Below are 18,081 nucleotides of genomic sequence, written 5' to 3' on the forward strand. Positions count from 1 at the left end.
ATCCGATATCACTATTTGAACGACGATAGACATGGCAGAATTGCAACTTCGTGAGGCCATCCGCGCCGCAATGATCGAAGAAATGGAACGCGACGAAACGGTGTTCCTCATGGGTGAGGAAGTCGCGCAGTACGACGGCGCCTATAAAGTGAGCGAGGGCATGCTCGAACGCTTCGGGGCCAAGCGCGTGATCGACACGCCGATCGCGGAAAACGGCTTCGCCGGCCTGGGCATCGGCGCCGCCATGAACGGGCTCCGCCCCATCATCGAGTTCATGACGTTCAACTTCTCGATGGTGTCGATGGACCAGATCATCAACAACGCCGCGAAGATCCGCTACATGTCCGGCGGTCAGTTTTCGTTTCCGATCGTGTTTCGCGGCCCGAACGGCGCCGCCGGCCAGCTGGCCGCGACGCACAACACGTCGTTCGAATCCATTTTTTCGACCATCCCGGGGCTGAAAATCGTATCGATTTCGAATCCCGACGATGCGAAAGGCCTCCTGAAGTCGGCCATCCGCGACAACGATCCAGTGCTCTTCATGGAGAGCGAGGTCATGTACGGCATGCGCGGCGAAGTGTCCGACGCGTCCGACTACCTGATTCCCCTCGGCAAGGCGCGTGTCGCCCGCCAGGGCACGGATGTGACGATCGTGGCCCACAACAAGAGCTACTGGGTGGCCATGAAGGCGGCCGAGATGCTGGAAAAAGACGGGTTCAGCGCGGAGGTCATCGATCCGCGCACCATTCGTCCGCTCGATATCGAGACCATCCTCACCTCGGTGCGGAAGACGAATCGCTGCGTCATCGTCGACGAGAGCAATCCGTTCGCGAGCATCGCCTCTGAAATCGGTTTCCAGATCCAGCGCGATGCGTTCGACTATCTCGACGCGCCGGTCCTGCGGGTGACGGCCAAGGATGTGCCGGCCCCGTATGCGAAGAACCTGATCGAGTTCTACATGCCGAGCGCAGAGGATACGTACAAGGCCTGCCGGCAAGTGATGTATCGATAAGGATGCCGGCTTCGGGGCCAGGGAAGGGTGCACGCCGAAGCTGCGCAACGCAGGTCATTCCACATTGAACTTTGAACATTGAACTCTCGATAGCATGGCCATACCCGTTGAAATGCCGAAAATGAGCGATACGATGGAGGAGGGTGTCCTCGTCGCGTGGCTCGCAGAAGAAGGTGCCAGTGTGTCGGCCGGCGACGTGATCGCCCAGGTGGAGACCGACAAGGCCACGATGGATCTGGAAGTGTATGACAATGGGGTCTTGCTGAAGCGCATGGTGGCTGAGGGCGACGCGGTGCCGATCGGGGCGCTGATCGCCGTGCTCGGCAAACAGGGAGAAGATATTTCGGCCATTCTGTCCAAGTACAACGGCACCGCCGCCGCCGCGCCGGCCCCGGCGCAGGCCGAGCCGGCAGCGAGCGCGCCCGCCGCGAACGGCGTCGCCAAAGCCGCGGCGACCGAGGCGGAAGGCCGCGTCAAGGCCTCGCCTCTGGCCAAAAAACTCGCCAGCTCGCACGGGATCGACCTGGGCGCCATCCAGGGCTCGGGCCCCGAAGGCCGCATCGTTCGTCGCGACATCGAGGCGATGGTGACGACCGAGCCGGCCGCCGCGCCCGCCGAGCGCCCGGCTCCGCAGCCGGCCAGCGCCCCGGCAGCTTCCGCGCCGAGCGCCGCGCCGGCGTCCGGAGCCTCCTACGAGGCCATCAAGCTGTCGCAGATGCGCAAAACGATCACGCGCCGGCTTGCCGGAAGCAAGTTCACCGCGCCGCACTTCTACCTCACGGTGGACGTGGCGATGGAAAACGCGACCGCCTTCCGCAACCAGCTCAACGAACTGGCGGCCGCGCAGAACCGGAGCAAGGTGTCGTTCAACGACCTGGTTTCGAAAGCCTGCGCGCTCGCGCTGCGCCAGCATCCGTACGTGAACGCGTCCTACATGGAGGCGGAAGGCGAGATTCGGCTGCACAAGGTGGCGAACATCGCCGTCGCTGTCGCGGTCGACGAAGGCCTCATCACGCCCGTGATTCGCAACGTCGACCAGAAAGGGCTGTCCCAGATCGCCGAAGAGACGCGGTCGCTCGCGGAACGGGGGCGCGACCGGAAGCTTCAGCCGGAAGATTACGAGGGGTCGACGTTCACGACGAGCAACCTCGGCATGTTCGGCATCGAGGAGTTCACGGCGATCATCAACCCCCCGAACGCGTGCATCCTCGCGATCGGCGCCATTCGGGACGAGGCCGTGGTGAAAAACGGCGAAGTCGTCGCCGGCAAGCGGATGAAAATCACCCTTTCGTGCGACCACCGCGTGGTCGACGGGGCCACGGGCGCCCAGTTCCTCAATACCGTCAAGCAGTATCTCGAGGAGCCGATGAACCTCCTCCTCTAGACGCGCACGCTCAACAGATCGAACGGAGCCTCCGGCAACCGCATCCCCTGCGTTTCCGGAGGCTCTCGCATTATGTCATGCGCATCGCCCACCTCTCAGATCTCCACTTCGGCCGTATCGCGTATCCCGAGATCGTCGATGCGCTCCTCGCTGAAATCGAGCGAAGCGATGTCGACCTCGTCGCGATCTCGGGGGATCTGACCCAGCGCGCGTTGCCGACCCAGTACCGGGAAGCCGCGCGGATGCTGGCCAGCCTGCGCGTACCGTCGATCGTCGTGCCCGGCAATCATGACGTGCTGGCCTGGTGGCGGCCCGTATCCCGCATCGTGCGGCCGCTTTCCCGGTATCACCGCTACATATCGAACGATCTCACCACGTCGTTTGAAAATGAGACCGTGGCGGTGCTCGGCATCAATTCGGCGCATGGCGGCACGATCAAGGGAGGGCGCATCTCGCGCCGTTCCCGCGAGGCGATCCGGTCGTTCTTCATCGGCCGGCCGGCGACCACCTTCAAGACCCTCGTGGTGCATCACCAGCTCACCTCCATCGACGCCCTGCTGCCGCACGACGTGGCGCGCGGGGGCGCCGCGGCGCTGGACGTGGCGCGGCAGGTGGGCGTGGATCTCATCCTGTGCGGCCATCTCCACGTGTCTCATGTCGAATCTCTAAAACGAACGCCGGAGAACGGACGTCTCGTGATCGCCAGCGCCGGAACGGTGACAAGCGACCGCGGCCGTCGTACGAATCGTAATAAAAACTATTACAATTTGATCGATATCCTGTCCGACCATTTTATCGTCACCGAGCGCTGTTACGACGTCACACGCCACGTTTTTGTCGATATCAAGAGCACACGTTTCGATCGCGAGACGATAGCCGATAGCGCATCGTAACGGGAGATAATGAGCCAATTCTCCCTGCGTGGCGGTCGTATATTAAGCATCTGATTCATTTCTGCGCCGCCCGGGGTATCCCCGAACGCCCGAATCCACGCCGGCACCCCTCGGCATGGACACGCCCTCTCTTGGCACAGTATTTGGGAAACCGATTCCCGTAGCCGGTCAGCCCCCCAACGCCGCGCTGCACACGTTGAGATGAAGATTGGAAACCCAGCATGCGTTTCCAGGAAGGCTCGCACCCCGATAGCTTCATCCCCTGTGGCCTCTCCAAGAAACCACGTACAATCACTATGCGACGCTTCATACCCAAGGTCATCACCTTTCTCCTGGGGGTAGGTCTGATCGCCGCGCACACTGCGGCGGCTCAGACGATTTCGGTGAGCCTGCCCAAGCTGTACACGACGGATCGTACGGTCTCCCTGCCGGTATCGATCGGTAACGTGACCGGGCAGGACATCAAGGCGTTTCTCTTCACGATCAACTACGATCCCGCCGTACTCGAAATTACGAGCGTGGATGCGGCCGGCCTGCTGGCCGAAGGGTTTTCCATCGTAGAAAACAACACGGTGCCCGGCCAGATTACCCTCGCCGCCGCGCACACGAATGCGCTGGCCGGCGAAGGGCAGCTGCTCTCGATCAATGCCCGGTTCAAGTCCAAGGGCACGTCGGACCTCGATTTCAGTTCGTTCACCTTTAATGAAGGGCAGCCGAAAGCCGGCACCGCCGACGGGATTATCTCGAACGTGGTCCAGGTCTCCAACGAAGACCCGGAAGGGCTGCCCACTGCGTTCGCCCTGAAAGGCAACTACCCGAATCCCTTCAATCCCAGCACCACGATCCAGTTCGATCTCCCTGAAGCCTCCAATGTCCGCATCGACGTCGTGGATATGCTCGGGCGTCAGGTGCTCGAGGTGCCCGAACAGGCCCTGGCCGCCGGCGCCAATCAGCGCGTGCTGATCGACGCCTCGCATCTCGCGTCGGGCGTCTATCTCTACCGCGTCGTCGCGCGCGGCGTGAACAAGACGCTGGTGCAGACGGCAACGATGACGCTCATCAAATAGCGGACGAGCGGCATGACGCCCGGCGACCTGGCACAGGGGCGCCGGGCCCGCGCACCCTCCGGGTCACACGGGTGACGTCAGGTGGTTGATCCCTTCTTTCAGCGCGTCTGTAACACCCCTTTTCGCCCTTTGCAGGGGCGCCGCGGCGCGGGTCAAACGCGTTGGGTCCGGTAGAACTGCGGGTACTTAAAAAACGACACGTCCCGGATCGCAGCACGAAGGTCGGTATCGCCTAATCGGAATACACCCGTCGTTTGTGTGCCAATCCGTGATTTCGGTTCGATTGGCCCTGCTTTTGCCCTGAAGGGCCCGATGCGCCCCCAACCCCGTATTCATGCCCCATCGGGGACGAATTGACCCACGCAATGACTACTGATGTACATCGTGTAATCCTCCATGCAGGACGACCGACCGCAACCGGGCCGGCCTGCATGATGCCCGGAAACGGGCGGAGTCTACTTCGGATCATGTGGAGATTATCACCCTCGACCTTTCTACTCGTCATCGCGGCCTTCCTGGCCGCGCCGGCCGCCGCGCAGGTCAGTGTCAGTCTGCCGGCGGTGACCGGGCAACTTGGGACGTCCCAGGATATCGACCTGACCGTGGGCAGCGTCACCGGCCAGAACGTGACGTCGTATCAATTCAGCATCACCTACGATCCAACCGTCCTTGAGATCAATGCCGTATCGGTGACAGGCACGCTTTCCAGCGGGACCTCCGCCACGGTCAATACGGCCACCTCCGGGCAGATCACGGTCGCCTGGGCGGCCGCCAGCGCCATTACGGGGCAGGGCGCGCTGATCAAGCTGAGCGCCGACTTGATCGGCGTCGGCACATCCGCGCTCACCATCGCCGATTTCATCTTCAACGAAGGCGCGCCGGCGGCGACACCGTCGAACGGCAGCGTGACGGTTACGGAAGCCGATCCGCCGCCTTCGATCGCCGTGTCCTTGCCGGCGTCGGCCTCGGCCCAGGTCGGTGGCGGGACGGTCTCGCTGCCGGTCACCGTCGGGTCTGTTTCGGGCGCGAACGTCACCTCCTACGCCATGACGGTAGCATATAACCCGGCGGTTATCAATATTACGGGCGCCACGGTGAACGGCACCCTCTCCTCGGCGGCCACACCCTCGGTTACCACGGGATCGGGTACGATCACCCTGACCTGGAGCAACGGCGCGGCGCTGTCCGGAGCGGGCACGCTCGTGAACCTGACGGCGACGCCGGTAGCGGCCGGCACCTCGGCGTTGACGTTGTCGTCGATGCAATTCAACAGCGGATCGCCGGCGGCCACGACGACCAACGGCTCGATCACCGTGACGGGCCAGACGGTTTCTCCGGTGGCCATCGCCCTGCCTGCTTCGTTTTCCGGCGGGGTAGGGACCTCGGTGCAGATTCCGATTACGGTAGATAACGTCACCGGTAAGAGCATCAACTCCTATCAGCTGACGGTCCATTTCGACCCGGCCATCGTGAACATCGGCACGGCGACCGTATCCGGCACGCTGTCTTCGAGCGCGGCGCCCATCGTGACGTCGCCGAGCGCCGGGGTGTTGAGCATCGTGTGGGCCAGCGGGACCGCGCTGAGCGGCTCGGGCGTCCTGATCAATCTCGAGGCGAATCTGCGCACCGCCGGCACGTCGGCGCTGACGTTTGCCTCCGCCGTGTTTAACGAAGGCACGCCGGCGGCGCAGACGACGAACGGGCAGGTCGTCGTGACGACCGTCGCCCCGATCGCCGTATCGCTCTCGCAGCGCAGCGGCAAGGTGGGGGAGACGGTGTCGATCCCCGTATCCGTGGGCGACCTGACCGGCCGCGCGGTGTCGTCGTTTGAGTTTACCCTGAGCTTCGACCCCGCGAAAGTCAGCGTGGGCGTGAGCCAGACCGGGACGCTGACCGCCGGCACGTCGGCCATCGTCAATACGGCCACGTCGGGCAAGGTAACGGTCGCCTGGGCGGCGGTGAGCAACCTCGCCGGCGCCGGCGCCCTGGTCAATCTGCAGGTCAGCCTGCTCGGGGAAGGGACGAGCGCCCTCACCTTTGACAGCTTCTCGTTCAACGAAGGGTCGCCCGCCGCGACGCTGACGAACGGCAGCGTGACGATCACGAGCGATACGCCGATCATCAACGTCGCCCTGCCGCAGAACGGGACCGGTAATGTCGGCGAGACGCTGACGGTGCCGGTGACGGTGGGCAATACCTCCGACGCCGGCGTGACATCCTACGCCTTCACCCTGACCTTCAATAGTTCGCTGATGAGCGTCGCCGGGGTCGATGTCGCCGGCACGCTGTCCGCCGGCAGCACGCCGACGGTCAACACCTCGACGGCCGGCCAGCTCACCGTCAGCTGGCAGGGCACGGCGCTGACCGGCTCGGGCACGCTCGCGAATATCCGTTTCAGCCTGCTGAGCGACGGCACCTCGCCGCTGACGTTTTCCAGCTTTACCTTCAACACCGGGACGCCGCAGGCGAGCCTGCAGAACGGCAACGTGACCATCGCCGGCAATGGCTCGATCGGCGTGTCGCTGCCCTCCGGTTTGATGGGCTCCGTGGGGGAAAAACTCAATCTGCCGGTGAATATCGGCGTGCTGACCGGGCGCAACGTGAGCTCGTTCAGCTTCACCGTGACCTACGACGCCGCCGACCTGACCATTGCGGCCGTGTCGACCGAGGGCACCATGCTCGCCGGTCAGCAGGTCAGCGTCACCTCGGCCACGGGGCAGATCACCGTCTCCTACACCGGCGCGCAGCCGCTGACCGGTTCCGGGACCCTCCTCAACCTGGTCGCCGATCTGACGGCGCCGGGCACGAGCGACCTGTCGTTCACCGCGTTCACGCTCAACAGCGGGACGCCGGCGGCCGCACCCATCGACGGTAGCATCACGGTGCACGGCGTCTCGGCATCCCTCCAGCTCATCCACAACTCGCCGGATGCGCCCATCGTGGATGTCTACATCAACAATGTGAAGGTGGCGGACGGACTTTCGTATGCGAAGGCCACCCCCTTCTTCGAATACACCACGGCGGTGCTCAAGATCGATGTGGTGAACGACAAGGCGGCGAACAACAACTCGCCGATCGCGACGACCAACGTGACGCTCATCAACGACCAGGCGTATGTGGCGGTCCTCAACGGGTTGTTTGCCGGCTCGGGAAAGCAGTCGCTTGGGATCGTGGTCGAGGAAACGGTCCTCGAAGCCAGCGGGGAAGACACGATCGATCTGATGGCATTCCAGGGGTCGCCGGACGCGCCGCTCATGTCCATCAATCTGGTGGATGACAGCGGGGCGCACCGCACGGTCGCCGCCTTCGGGACGGATGTCGCCTTCGGCGAAGGCCGGCTCGCGCGGGGCATCAGCCCCGGCCTCTACCACATGGAGCTGGTCGATTCCAACGGCACCACGATCAACACGTACCGGGCCGACCTCAGCCGCACCGCCGGCGCCGCGCTGCTCTTCATGATCCAGGGCTTCGTCGATCCGGTGCTGACCCAGCCCGACATCACCATCACGGCGTACGCACCCGACGGCCGCGCGCTGTTCTTGCCGCTGTCGACGGCGTCCGAAAACGAGGCCGTGATGCCGGAGGGGTTCTCGCTGAGAGGCAATTTTCCGAATCCCTTTAATCCGACCACCTCGATCCAGTTCGAGCTGCCCGAGCCCGCCCTGGTCGAGATCGATGTGTACGACATGCTGGGCCGGCATGTCCTGAACGTGCCCTCGCAGACCTTCACGGCCGGCGAATCCAACACGGCCTCCCTCGATGCGTCCGAACTTGCTTCCGGGACCTACGTTTACCGCGTGACGGCGCGTGGCGCCCAGCAAACGTATACCTCAAGCGACACCATGACGCTGCTCAAGTAGCCGGCCTCGCTACCGGCGCCGCGGCGGGGGTGTCCCAGCTCCGGCCGATGGCGTGACACATCCAGCGGACACCGCGGCGCGGCCTCACGCGCTCACCTCGCTCCTCCTGTACGGGAATCTCCAGATTCCGCTCGTGGCTGCCGGCCTGCTCGGCGCAACCCCGCTCTGGTTCGATGCGCCTCTGCAAGGCCCCCTCATGCTCGCCGGCGCCGGCGGCGCGTTTCTCCTGTACCAGATCGATCGCGCGTGGCATACCTCGGCCGAAGACGCCCACAACCAGCCGGATCGGCTCCAGTGGGTTCACAGGCATCGCCGCTACACCCTGTTTTCCACGCTCGCCTCGCTCCTCGCCATCGGTGTGGCGTGGCCCTATCTTTCGCCGAGGACGCTGGGCGCCGGGGCGGTCCTCGGGGTGGCCGGCGTGCTGTATCTCTTTCCACTGCTTCCGGGGAAGACGAGGCTCAAGGGCAACTGGCTGATCAAGCCGCTCGCGATCGCCGGCGGATGGGCGCTCGGGGCGACGTTGCTGCCGACGCTGGAAGCAGGCCGACTCCCCGACGGGCAGGTCGCGCTGCTGTTCGTGTATCGGCTGCTTTTTTTGCTGCCGAACGTGCTGCTCGCGGACTGGCCGGATCGCGACGGGGACCGGCGTGAGGGGCTTCGCTCCGTGGCGCAGTTCCTGGGGGAGACCTCGATGCGCCGCGTCGCGCAGCTCACGTGCGGGGCGGCCCTGGCCGTCGGTGGCGTGCTGGCATGGCGCTCGGGCTGGCCGCCGCCGGCCTGGATCGACCTCGCCGGCCCGGTGATCATGGCGCTCCTGGTCAGCAGACCCATGCCGGCGTCCCGATGGTTCTATACCCTGGCGCTGGATCTCGCCGCCGCCTGGCCGCTCGTCGGCGTGGCGATCGCCGGCTGGGGCCGGTAGGGCGTCCGGCCGCTGCCGTCAGGTCGCTCGGCCCGAGCGTCTGCGGCGGTCATCGGAACATTTGCCGCATTCTGCACTACCGTACCCGCTACGAACACGTCCTGTCATACCCATACCATGCGTACCTACACGACTATCGATCATCTGGGCCGCCACGACGGCCAGCACGTCACGATCAAGGGCTGGCTGTACAACAAGCGGGAGTCCAAGGGGCTGCAGTTTCTTGTCATGCGCGACGGTTCCGGACTCGTGCAGTGCGTGGTGAATCAGGAAGAGGTCGATGCCGCGTCGTGGACGGCCGCGGGCGAGTCGGCCCAGGAGACCGCGCTGCAGATCGAGGGGCTCGTGCGGAAAGACGAACGCCAGGTGGGGGGATGGGAGATCCAGGCGACCCGCGTGGCGCTGATCGGGACGTCGACCGACTACCCGATCACGCCCAAGGAGCATGGCGTCGACTTCCTGATGAACAACCGGCACCTGTGGCTGCGCAGCCGCCGGCCCTGGGCCATCATGCGGATTCGCAACCGCATCATCATGGCGATCCACCAGTTCTTCCAGTCGCGCGGCTTCCTGCAGATGGACGCGCCGATCCTGACCGGCAATGCCGTGGAAGGGACGTCGACGTTGTTCGAGATCGACTACTTCGGCGAGCCGGCGTACCTGACCCAGAGCGGCCAGCTCTACGGCGAGGCGATGGCGATGGCGTTCGGGAAGATCTACACCTTCGGGCCGACATTCCGGGCGGAAAAATCGAAGACCCGCCGGCATCTCACCGAGTTCTGGATGATCGAACCCGAGATGGCGTTTTACGACCTGGCGATGAACATGGACCTGGCGGAGGACTTCCTCGTTTCGATCGTACAGGCCGTCCTCGCCGATTGCCGCGAGGAGCTGGACGCGCTGGGCCGCGACATCGCGGCGCTGGAGCGCATCCAGAAACCCTTCCCCCGCATCTCGTATACCGATGCCGTGACGCTGCTCAAGAGCGACAAGACGATGGCGATGGTCGACGCCGAAATCGCCGCGCTCGAGGCCGAGGGGCCGAAGCTGAAGGAGGAACTCGAGGCCAACAAGAAACGCTACGGACAGGCCAAAAAGCACGAGAAACGCCAGATGGACGCCCGGGAGATCGAGATCAACCAGCGGCTGGCGGACATCGAGGAGAGCCTCCGCAACCTGCCCAGGTGGAAAGAATCCGCCATGCAGTTCGAGTGGGGAAACGACCTGGGCGGAAGCGACGAAACGCTGCTGACGCGGCACTTCGACCGACCGATCATCGTGCACCGGTATCCGGCCGCCGTCAAGGCCTTCTACATGAAGCGCGACCCGGAAGACGACCGCCTCGCGCTCGGGATGGATGTGCTGGCGCCCGAGGGCTACGGCGAGATCATCGGCGGAGGCGAACGCGCGACGGATCTGGCGTTCCTGCAGCAGCAGGTGCGCGACCATCAGCTCCCGGAAGAGGTCTTTGGCTGGTACTTCGACCTTCGGCGGTACGGCTCGGTCCCGCACAGCGGCTTCGGGCTGGGGCTGGAGCGCACAGTGACCTGGATTACGGGGCTGACGCACCTGCGCGAGGCCATCCCGTTCCCCCGTATGCTGGGCCGGCTTACCCCCTGACGCAATCTTTCGGACCGGTCCGACGTTTAAGGTTCGAGGTTCAAGGTCTGATTGTGCCTTGATTTACACCGACTTGAAGATTCGAACATGAAACGATATACATCGATATTCGCACTTTTATTGATGCTCGGCGGCCTCATCGCGCCGGCAACCAGCTCGGCTCAAACGATGGAAAAGATCATTCAGCGGACCGTCACGGTCGGCGGACAGGGCAAGGCGACGGCGGTGCCCGACAAGGCGACGGTCTCCTTCGGCATCGTGACTCGCTCCATGGATCCCGAGGATGCGCGCGCCCGCAATGCCAAAACCGCGAGCGAGGCGATGAACGCCATCCGCAAGATGGGGGTCGAGGAACGCAAGCTCAAGCTTCAGACCCTCCGGCTGCAGCCCGTGCAGGAGTATAACCCCGAAACGCGCCGGCATGAGGAAAAGGGCTACGAAGCCTATCGGGACCTCGTCGTCGAGGTGGAAGACCTCGACAAGCTGCCCGGCCTGATCGCCGAGATCGTCCAGAAGGGCGCAAACCGGCTGAATAACATCAATTACGGATTGAAGGATGACGCCGCGTTCCGGAACGAGGCGCTGGTCGAAGCCGTCCAGGAAGCCCGCGCCAAGGCCGAGCTGATGGCCAGCACCGCCGGCGCCAAACTCGGTGCCGTGCTCGTGATCCAGGAAGAAGGCTATTCGGTGCCGGCGCCGATGGTGATGATGGACATGGCCGAGTCGCGCGTGCTCAAAGCCGGCATGGCCGCCCCGGAGCCCGACGCCTACGCCGCCGGCGAGATGGAGGTGTCTACCTCCGTCCGCATCACCTTCGCTCTTCAGGATTGACGCGAAGGGTCATCCCGTCGCGTCGTCCCGTCGCGTCTACTAACTGGATGTACTGTGCATCGCACGGCTACGGAGGCAGTGGAGGGCCTCTGTAGGCATACTGTGCCGTTGCTCGGGTAGTCTGAGAATCTGCGCCTGCGTTCGGCACGAGGCGGGCGCAGATTCCGCCCTGTTTTTTTGTTGACCGGTTATTTATCGCCTCGCGCATGGCATCCTCCACGCCCTTTCCCCACATCCCGCTCGCGTTCAACCCCATTCCCGAAGCCGAGATGGGTGAGCGCGCCGATGCATTTTACGCCGAGATGAACCGCCGGCGGTCAGTCCGCTTCTTCAGCGACCGGCCGGTGCCGCGCCACCTCATCGAGCGCGCCATCCAGACGGCCGGCACGGCGCCCAGCGGCGCGCACCGGCAGCCGTGGACCTTCGTCGCCGTGAGCGACCCGGCCATGAAGCACGCGATTCGTGTCGCCGCCGAGAAAGAGGAGCGGGAGAGCTACGACAGCCGGATGTCCGCCGAGTGGCTGGAAGCGTTGGCGCCCATCGGCACCGACTGGCGGAAGCCGTTTCTGGAAACCGTCCCGTGGATCGTGGTGTGTTTCGCCCAGACGTACGGGCTGGGCCCGGAAGGAGAGAAGAAGAAGCACTTCTACGTCCAGGAAAGCTGCGGCATCGCCTGCGGGATGTTTATCACGGCGGTGCACCATATGGGCCTGGCGACGCTGACCCACACGCCGAGTCCGATGCGCTTTCTGAACGAGATCCTGGGCCGGCCGGCGAACGAGAAGCCGTACATCCTGTTTCCGGTCGGTTACCCCGCCGAGGATGCGTCGGTGCCCGATCTGAAGCGGAAGGAGCTGGGGGAGATCGCGGTCTGGCGGTAGCCTCGGGCCTGACGCTGTATTTAGGACGGGTCGATATGCTGGCGGATGGCCTCCAGGAAGGCCTCCCCGTAGCGCTCCAGCTTGACCTGCCCAACCCCGCTGAGCCGGGCGAAATCGTCCAGTGTCGCCGGCCGGTGGCGGACCATCGCGGTGAGGGTGGCGTCGCCGAAGACGACGTAGGGCGGTACGCCCTGGTCGCGGGCGAGTTCGAGGCGTAGCCGACGCAGTGCCTCGAACAGCTCCCGGTCGCCCGGGCGCTCGGCGTGGACGGATTCCTCGAAGGCTTCGAGGGTCGTCGCGCGCCGCCGGCGGGTACGGCCGGCGGGTTTCTGATCCTTGCGGAACGAAACGGGCTGCAACCCCTTCAGTACCGGACCGCACGCCTCCGTGAGCCGCACGCCGCCGTAGCCGGCCACATCCACCCGGAGGAAGTCGGCCGCGACGAGCTGGCGGATGACCGACTGCCACTCGACGGCGCTCAACTCCCGGCCGATGCCGAAGGTCGGCAGCCGGTCGTGGCCGAACCGGCTGATCTTGTCGGTTTCGTTGCCGAGCAGCACATCCACGAGGTGGCCCACGCCGAAGCGCTGGCCGGTGCGTGCGACGCATGACATCACCTTCTGCGCGGCGACGGTGCCGTCCCACTGCTCGACGGGGTCGGTGCAGTTGTCGCAGTTGCCGCAGGCGGCGTCGAGCGGCTGGCCGAAGTAGGCGAGGAGCACCTGCCGGCGGCAGGCCACCGTCTCGCAGTACCCGAAGAGCTGGTTGAGTTTGTGCTGCTCGACCCATTTCTGTTTCTCGCCGGCTTCGGAGCTTTCGAGGATCTTGCGCATCGTGACCACGTCGGCCAGGCTGTACGTCATCCAGGCGTCGGCCGGAAGGCCGTCGCGGCCGGCGCGGCCCGTCTCCTGGTAGTAGGCCTCGAGCGAACGCGGCACGTCGAGATGCGCCACGAAGCGGACGTTGGGTTTGTCGATCCCCATGCCGAAGGCGATGGTCGCGACCACGATCAGCCCTTCTTCCTGGATGAACCGGCGCTGGTTGTGCTCGCGGACGTCGCCGGCGAGGCCGGCGTGGTAGGGGACGGCCTCGATGCCGTGGTCCGAGAGCCAAGCCGCCGTCTCTTCGACGCTTTTGCGTGAAAAGCAGTAGACGATGCCGGCGTCGCCCGGATGCTCCCGTTCGATGAACTGAAGCAGCTGCTGGCGCGGGCTTTTTTTGGGGATGACGGCGTAGCGGATATTGGGCCGGTCGAAGCCGGTGACGGCCAATCCGTCCTCCGGGATCTGGAGACGTTCGAGGATTTCGCGCTGGGTGGGCTCGTCGGCCGTGGCGGTGACGGCGATGCAGGGGATGTCCGGAAACCGGTCCCGCAGGCTGGCGAGCTGGAGGTACTCGGGCCGGAAGTCGTGCCCCCACTGGGAGATGCAGTGGGCTTCGTCGATGGCGAGGAGGGCGATCTGAAGCCGGCCGAGCAGGGCCTGGAAGCCCTCCGTCATGAGGCGTTCGGGGGCGACGTAGAGCAGGTCGAGCTCGCCGGCGAGCGCCCGCCGGGCCACGTCGCGCTGGGCGTCGAGGTCGAGGCTGGAATTGAGGTAGGCGGCGCGGACGCCGAGCTGGGTGAGCGCGGCCACCTGGTCCTGCATCAACGCGATGAGCGGGGAGACCACGATCCCGATGCCCGGGCGGAGGAGCGCCGGCAGCTGGTAGCAGAGCGATTTGCCGCCGCCGGTGGGCATCACGAGGAGCGTATGCCGCCCCGCTACGACCCGCTCGACGATGGCTTCCTGGCGGTCCCGAAAACGGTCGAACCCGTAGACGTTTTTGAGGATGTCGCGCGGTGTGGTATGCGGCACAGCCGGTGCAGGTGTGGGTGGGAGATCAGACCCCGCTTGCACGGTCAGGCGCTGCCGGGGTTTCCTGCACCGCCCGCCCACTATATTCCCCCGTGCCCCGGGTGGCAGGAAACCCTGACTTCATAAATACATAAAAGGGCCGATTATCGCTTCGAATCTTCTCCCAACCCGAAATCGCATGCGCTTCGTGCGCGCCACATGGTCCCTGCGGCTTTTTGCCGCCGCCGCGCTGCTCAGCCTGCTGCCCTCGCTGGTGGCTCCGGTTGCGCGCGTGGGACAGTATGCCGAAAGCGATTACGGCGACTGGCTGCGGACACAGCTTCGGGAGAGCCCATCCGAAGGTTTCGAGGCGGCCATCGAGCGCGCCATGGCGACGTCGCCGCGCACGCTCCACGCCTTTCTCTCTGCCTTCATCCAGGCCTACGGCGATGCCGATGGCCTTTCCCATGCCTTCACCGGCGCGGTCATCCAGGCCGAAGACCTGCTCGACCTGCTGAGCCAGCGGTTCAGCCGGCTCGTGGGCGACGCCGTGGCGCCGGAACTGTTGATGAAGGCGACCCCCGTACGCGTCGCGCTTTCGGAGCGGACGCTCCGTGCCGTGCTCACGCGGGCATCGAGTCTCACCCTCGTAGCGTTCAACGAAGCGCTGCGCACCTCCACCGAGGCGGCCCTGACGGTGCTGCCTCGCCGGCTCTTGACAGCCCTCCAGCCGCTTGGCCCCTAGCCGGCGCCTGCCGTTCACATCCCGACGCGTCGCGCGTCGTCTGGTCACTTCCCTATCCAACTGTCCGGAACCCGTGCGCCCTGTAGGCGCGGGCTCCTGACGCGGCTATCTGTATGCCATGAAAGAGAATGGATTTAAAATTACCGTAACGCTCGCCTTCCTCATTCTGTGCGGGTTCTACCTGTATCCGTCGGTGCGGAACTACATGGAGAACAGCAAGATCGCGGCCATGGCCGATGACGAGCGGATCCAGTACGAAGAAGAAAACAACACCCGGCTCCGCGACCTCCGCGAGCGGTCCCTTAAACTCGGTCTGGACCTCCTCGGCGGCATGCACGTGACGCTCGAAGTGCGTCTCGACGCGCTCATCCGGGAACTGGCGACCGACATCGACCCGGCCTTCAACGAAGTGCTGGCCGAGGCCCGCGCCCAGTCTGTGAGCGGGACGACGTCCATGATCGAGACGTTCGGGAATATCTTCGCCCAGCGCGATCCCGAAGCGCGCCTGTCGCGCTATTTCCGGGACGACGCGGCCAACATCACGCGCCGCTCGAGCAACGACGAAGTCCTCCAGTACCTGCAGACGGAAGCCGACGAGGCCGTGCAGCGCGCCATCGAAATCATCCGTCAGCGCGTCGACCGCTTCGGCGTGAGCGAGCCGGCGATCCAGCGCCAGGGCACCCGGCGCATCGTCGTCGAACTCCCCGGTGTCGACGACGCCGAGCGCGTCCGCTCGCTGCTTCGCGGCACGGCGCGTCTCGAGTTTCGCCTGATGACGGAGCCGGACGACGTGATCCGCTCGCTCCAGCAGCTGATCGAGGTGTATGAGGAGGACCCCGACCTGGCGACCGCCGATACGGTCGCCGCGGACTCCAGCGCCATCGACAACCTGCTCGAAGACGAGGAAGACGTGCTCGGCACGAACAACAAATTCCTCGCGGTCCTGCAGCCGCTCGGCAACGGCGTGATCTACGGCACGGTGTCGGAAGCCGATACCGCGAAGTTCAACGCGCTGATGAAGGAGAAACTCTTCCAGGATCAGCTGCCGGCCAACACCACGCTCATGCTCAGCTCGGAATCCGTCGGCGTCGACGTGAACGGGTTCGAGCAGTACTACGTCCTCGGCGTCCGCAAGGAAGTCGAGCTCGACGGCAGCGTGATCACCGATGCGCGCGTCGAGTTCGACGAAGTGAACCGGCCCGAGATCTCGATGACGATGAATGCCGAAGGCGCCCGCACGTGGTCGCGCCTGACGGGGGCCAACGTCGGCCGCAACGTGTCGGTCGTGCTGGACAACGTGGTCTACTCGTTCCCGACGGTCATCGAGCGCATTCCGAGCGGCCGGACGTCGATCAACAACCTCGAATCCCGCGAGGAAGCGCAGGACATCGTGACGGTGCTCAAGTCGGGCGCGCTGCCGGCGCCGGTCGACATCGTCGAGGAACGCACGGTCGGGCCGAGCCTCGGCGCGGCGTCGATCCAGGCCGGCCTCAACTCGGTGCTGATCGGCCTGCTCATCGTGGCGCTCTTCATGGTGTTCTACTACCGGACGGCCGGCTTCATCGCCGACATCGCGCTGGTGCTGAACGTCATCTTCATCCTCGGTATCCTCGCCGCCTTCGGCGCCACGCTCACCCTGCCGGGCATCGCCGGTATCGTGCTCACGATCGGTATGGCCGTCGACGCGAACGTGCTCATCTTCGAGCGCGTGCGGGAGGAGCAGAACACCGGCAAGACGCTGAAGGCCGCCATCGACGGCGGATACTCGAAAGCGCTCAGCGCCATCTTCGACTCCAACATTACGACGTTTTTCGTCGGTCTCATCCTCTATTCGTTCGGCGTCGGCCCGATCCAGGGTTTCGCCGTTACGCTGATGGCCGGTATCGCCTCGTCGCTTTTCAGCGCGATCGTGATCTCCCGCATCTTCTTCGATTGGATGGTCAACGACCGCCGTATGAACGTCAGCTTCGGCTGATGCACCACGCGGGTCCTGCGTTGTGCGGGACCCTGGAGCCATAGACACGGGCCCGGGCTGCGGATGCGGCCGGGCCGCTTACCGGTAACTTCCATGCGAATGTTTGAAAATGCCAACTACGCGTTCATCGAGAACCGGCGTATTGCCTACGTCATCTCGGGAACGCTCATCGTGCTGAGCATCCTGTCGCTGCTGATTCGCGGGCTCGAGCTCGGGATCGACTTCCAGGGCGGGATGGAGTTTGTCGTCGAGAGCTCGGAGATTCCGCCTTCGACGGCCGTGCGCGCGGCGCTCGCCGGCTCGCTCGGCGCCGAGCCCGAGGTGAAAACCTTCGGCGAGGGGGCCCTGCTGATCCGGACCGCCGCCGGCGGCGACATCAACGACGTGCAGGCCCAGGTACTGCGCGGGCTCGATACCTCGTTTCCCGGCGCGACGCATCGGATCGTCAAGACGGACATCGTCGGTCCCCGTTTTGCCGAAGACCTCAAGAAAGGGGCGATCTACTCCATCATCGGTTCGCTCATCGTGATCTTCCTCTACATCTGGATTCGATTCCAGTGGAAGGTCGGGTTCAGCGTCGGCGCCGTCGTGGCGCTGATGCACGACGTGATCATCACGCTGGGGATGTTCTCGGCGATGCACCACCTCGACATCCTGCCGTTCTCGCTCCAGATCGATCAGACGATCATCGCCGCGTTCCTGACGATCGTGGGGTATTCGCTGAACGACACGGTGGTCGTGTTCGACCGCATTCGTGAGTACGCCAACATGTTCAAAACCGAAAAGTACGCGACGGTTGTGAACCGCTCGATCAACAGCACGCTGAGCCGTACCATCATTACATCGGGCACAACCTTGCTCGTGGTATTGACGCTGTTTATATTCGGAAGCGAAGTGTTGCGAGGATTTGCCTTCGCGCTGGCCTTCGGTATCCTCATCGGTACCTATTCATCGATCTTTGTGGCGTCGCCGGTTGTGGTGGAGCTGCAGGGGCAAGGCAAGAAGCGCTGACGCGTCCTCTCCCACCAATCAGCACGGAACTCTCTCACTAAT

Annotated in this window: 13 protein-coding genes; 12 read left to right on the plus strand and 1 reads right to left on the minus strand. The window is 64.5% G+C overall.

Features of this window, described 5'->3' with window-relative positions; all coding sequences use genetic code 11:
- The first annotated feature begins 31 nt into the window (after window positions 1–31).
- From R2834_07095 to R2834_07135, 9 genes are all read left to right on the plus strand, one after another.
- On the plus strand, window positions 32–1,012 hold the full coding sequence (locus R2834_07095; protein MEZ4700079.1) for a pyruvate dehydrogenase complex E1 component subunit beta: 981 nt from the start codon (window positions 32–34) through the stop codon (window positions 1,010–1,012).
- Between the two features lie 94 nt (window positions 1,013–1,106).
- Window positions 1,107–2,396 carry a pyruvate dehydrogenase complex dihydrolipoamide acetyltransferase gene (locus R2834_07100; GenBank protein ID MEZ4700080.1) on the plus strand — a complete coding sequence of 430 codons (1,290 nt, stop codon included), beginning with the start codon at window positions 1,107–1,109 and terminating at the stop codon, window positions 2,394–2,396.
- Between the two features lie 77 nt (window positions 2,397–2,473).
- The gene (locus tag R2834_07105; GenBank protein ID MEZ4700081.1) at window positions 2,474–3,289 is read left to right on the plus strand and encodes a metallophosphoesterase; all 816 of its coding nucleotides are present in this window, start codon (window positions 2,474–2,476) and stop codon (window positions 3,287–3,289) included.
- Window positions 3,290–3,585: 296 nt separating this feature from the next.
- Window positions 3,586–4,356 (plus strand): T9SS type A sorting domain-containing protein, encoded by a 771-nt coding sequence (locus R2834_07110; protein MEZ4700082.1) that lies wholly within the window; start codon window positions 3,586–3,588, stop codon window positions 4,354–4,356.
- A gap of 467 nt (window positions 4,357–4,823) precedes the next feature.
- Window positions 4,824–8,216 carry a cohesin domain-containing protein gene (locus R2834_07115; GenBank protein MEZ4700083.1) on the plus strand — a complete coding sequence of 1,131 codons (3,393 nt, stop codon included), beginning with the start codon at window positions 4,824–4,826 and terminating at the stop codon, window positions 8,214–8,216.
- Between the two features lie 52 nt (window positions 8,217–8,268).
- Window positions 8,269–9,141 carry a UbiA family prenyltransferase gene (locus R2834_07120; GenBank protein MEZ4700084.1) on the plus strand — a complete coding sequence of 291 codons (873 nt, stop codon included), beginning with the start codon at window positions 8,269–8,271 and terminating at the stop codon, window positions 9,139–9,141.
- A gap of 117 nt (window positions 9,142–9,258) precedes the next feature.
- Window positions 9,259–10,761: an asparagine--tRNA ligase gene (locus R2834_07125; GenBank protein MEZ4700085.1), complete on the plus strand. Its 1,503-nt coding sequence runs from the start codon at window positions 9,259–9,261 to the stop codon at window positions 10,759–10,761.
- Between the two features lie 87 nt (window positions 10,762–10,848).
- A complete protein-coding gene (locus R2834_07130) occupies window positions 10,849–11,592 on the plus strand; it encodes an SIMPL domain-containing protein (GenBank protein ID MEZ4700086.1) in 744 nt (247 codons plus the stop codon).
- 206 nt (window positions 11,593–11,798) lie between these two features.
- The gene (locus R2834_07135; protein MEZ4700087.1) at window positions 11,799–12,473 is read left to right on the plus strand and encodes a nitroreductase family protein; all 675 of its coding nucleotides are present in this window, start codon (window positions 11,799–11,801) and stop codon (window positions 12,471–12,473) included.
- Between the two features lie 20 nt (window positions 12,474–12,493).
- On the opposite strand, the gene recQ is transcribed toward R2834_07135, so the two are convergent.
- The gene (gene recQ, locus R2834_07140; GenBank protein MEZ4700088.1) at window positions 12,494–14,329 is read right to left on the minus strand and encodes a DNA helicase RecQ; all 1,836 of its coding nucleotides are present in this window, start codon (window positions 14,327–14,329) and stop codon (window positions 12,494–12,496) included.
- A gap of 178 nt (window positions 14,330–14,507) precedes the next feature.
- On the opposite strand from recQ, the gene R2834_07145 reads away from it, so the two are divergent.
- The 3 genes from R2834_07145 (at window position 14,508) to secF (ending at window position 18,039) form a co-directional block, all read left to right on the plus strand.
- A complete protein-coding gene (locus R2834_07145; GenBank protein MEZ4700089.1) occupies window positions 14,508–15,053 on the plus strand; it encodes a hypothetical protein in 546 nt (181 codons plus the stop codon).
- Between the two features lie 118 nt (window positions 15,054–15,171).
- Window positions 15,172–17,028, plus strand: coding sequence for a protein translocase subunit SecD (gene secD, locus R2834_07150; GenBank protein MEZ4700090.1), 1,857 nt, complete (start codon window positions 15,172–15,174; stop codon window positions 17,026–17,028).
- 93 nt (window positions 17,029–17,121) lie between these two features.
- Window positions 17,122–18,039, plus strand: coding sequence for a protein translocase subunit SecF (gene secF, locus R2834_07155; GenBank protein MEZ4700091.1), 918 nt, complete (start codon window positions 17,122–17,124; stop codon window positions 18,037–18,039).
- Window positions 18,040–18,081 lie beyond the last annotated feature (42 nt).

Source organism: Rhodothermales bacterium, assembly GCA_041391505.1.
Lineage (GTDB): Bacteria > Bacteroidota > Rhodothermia > Rhodothermales > JAHQVL01 > JAWKNW01.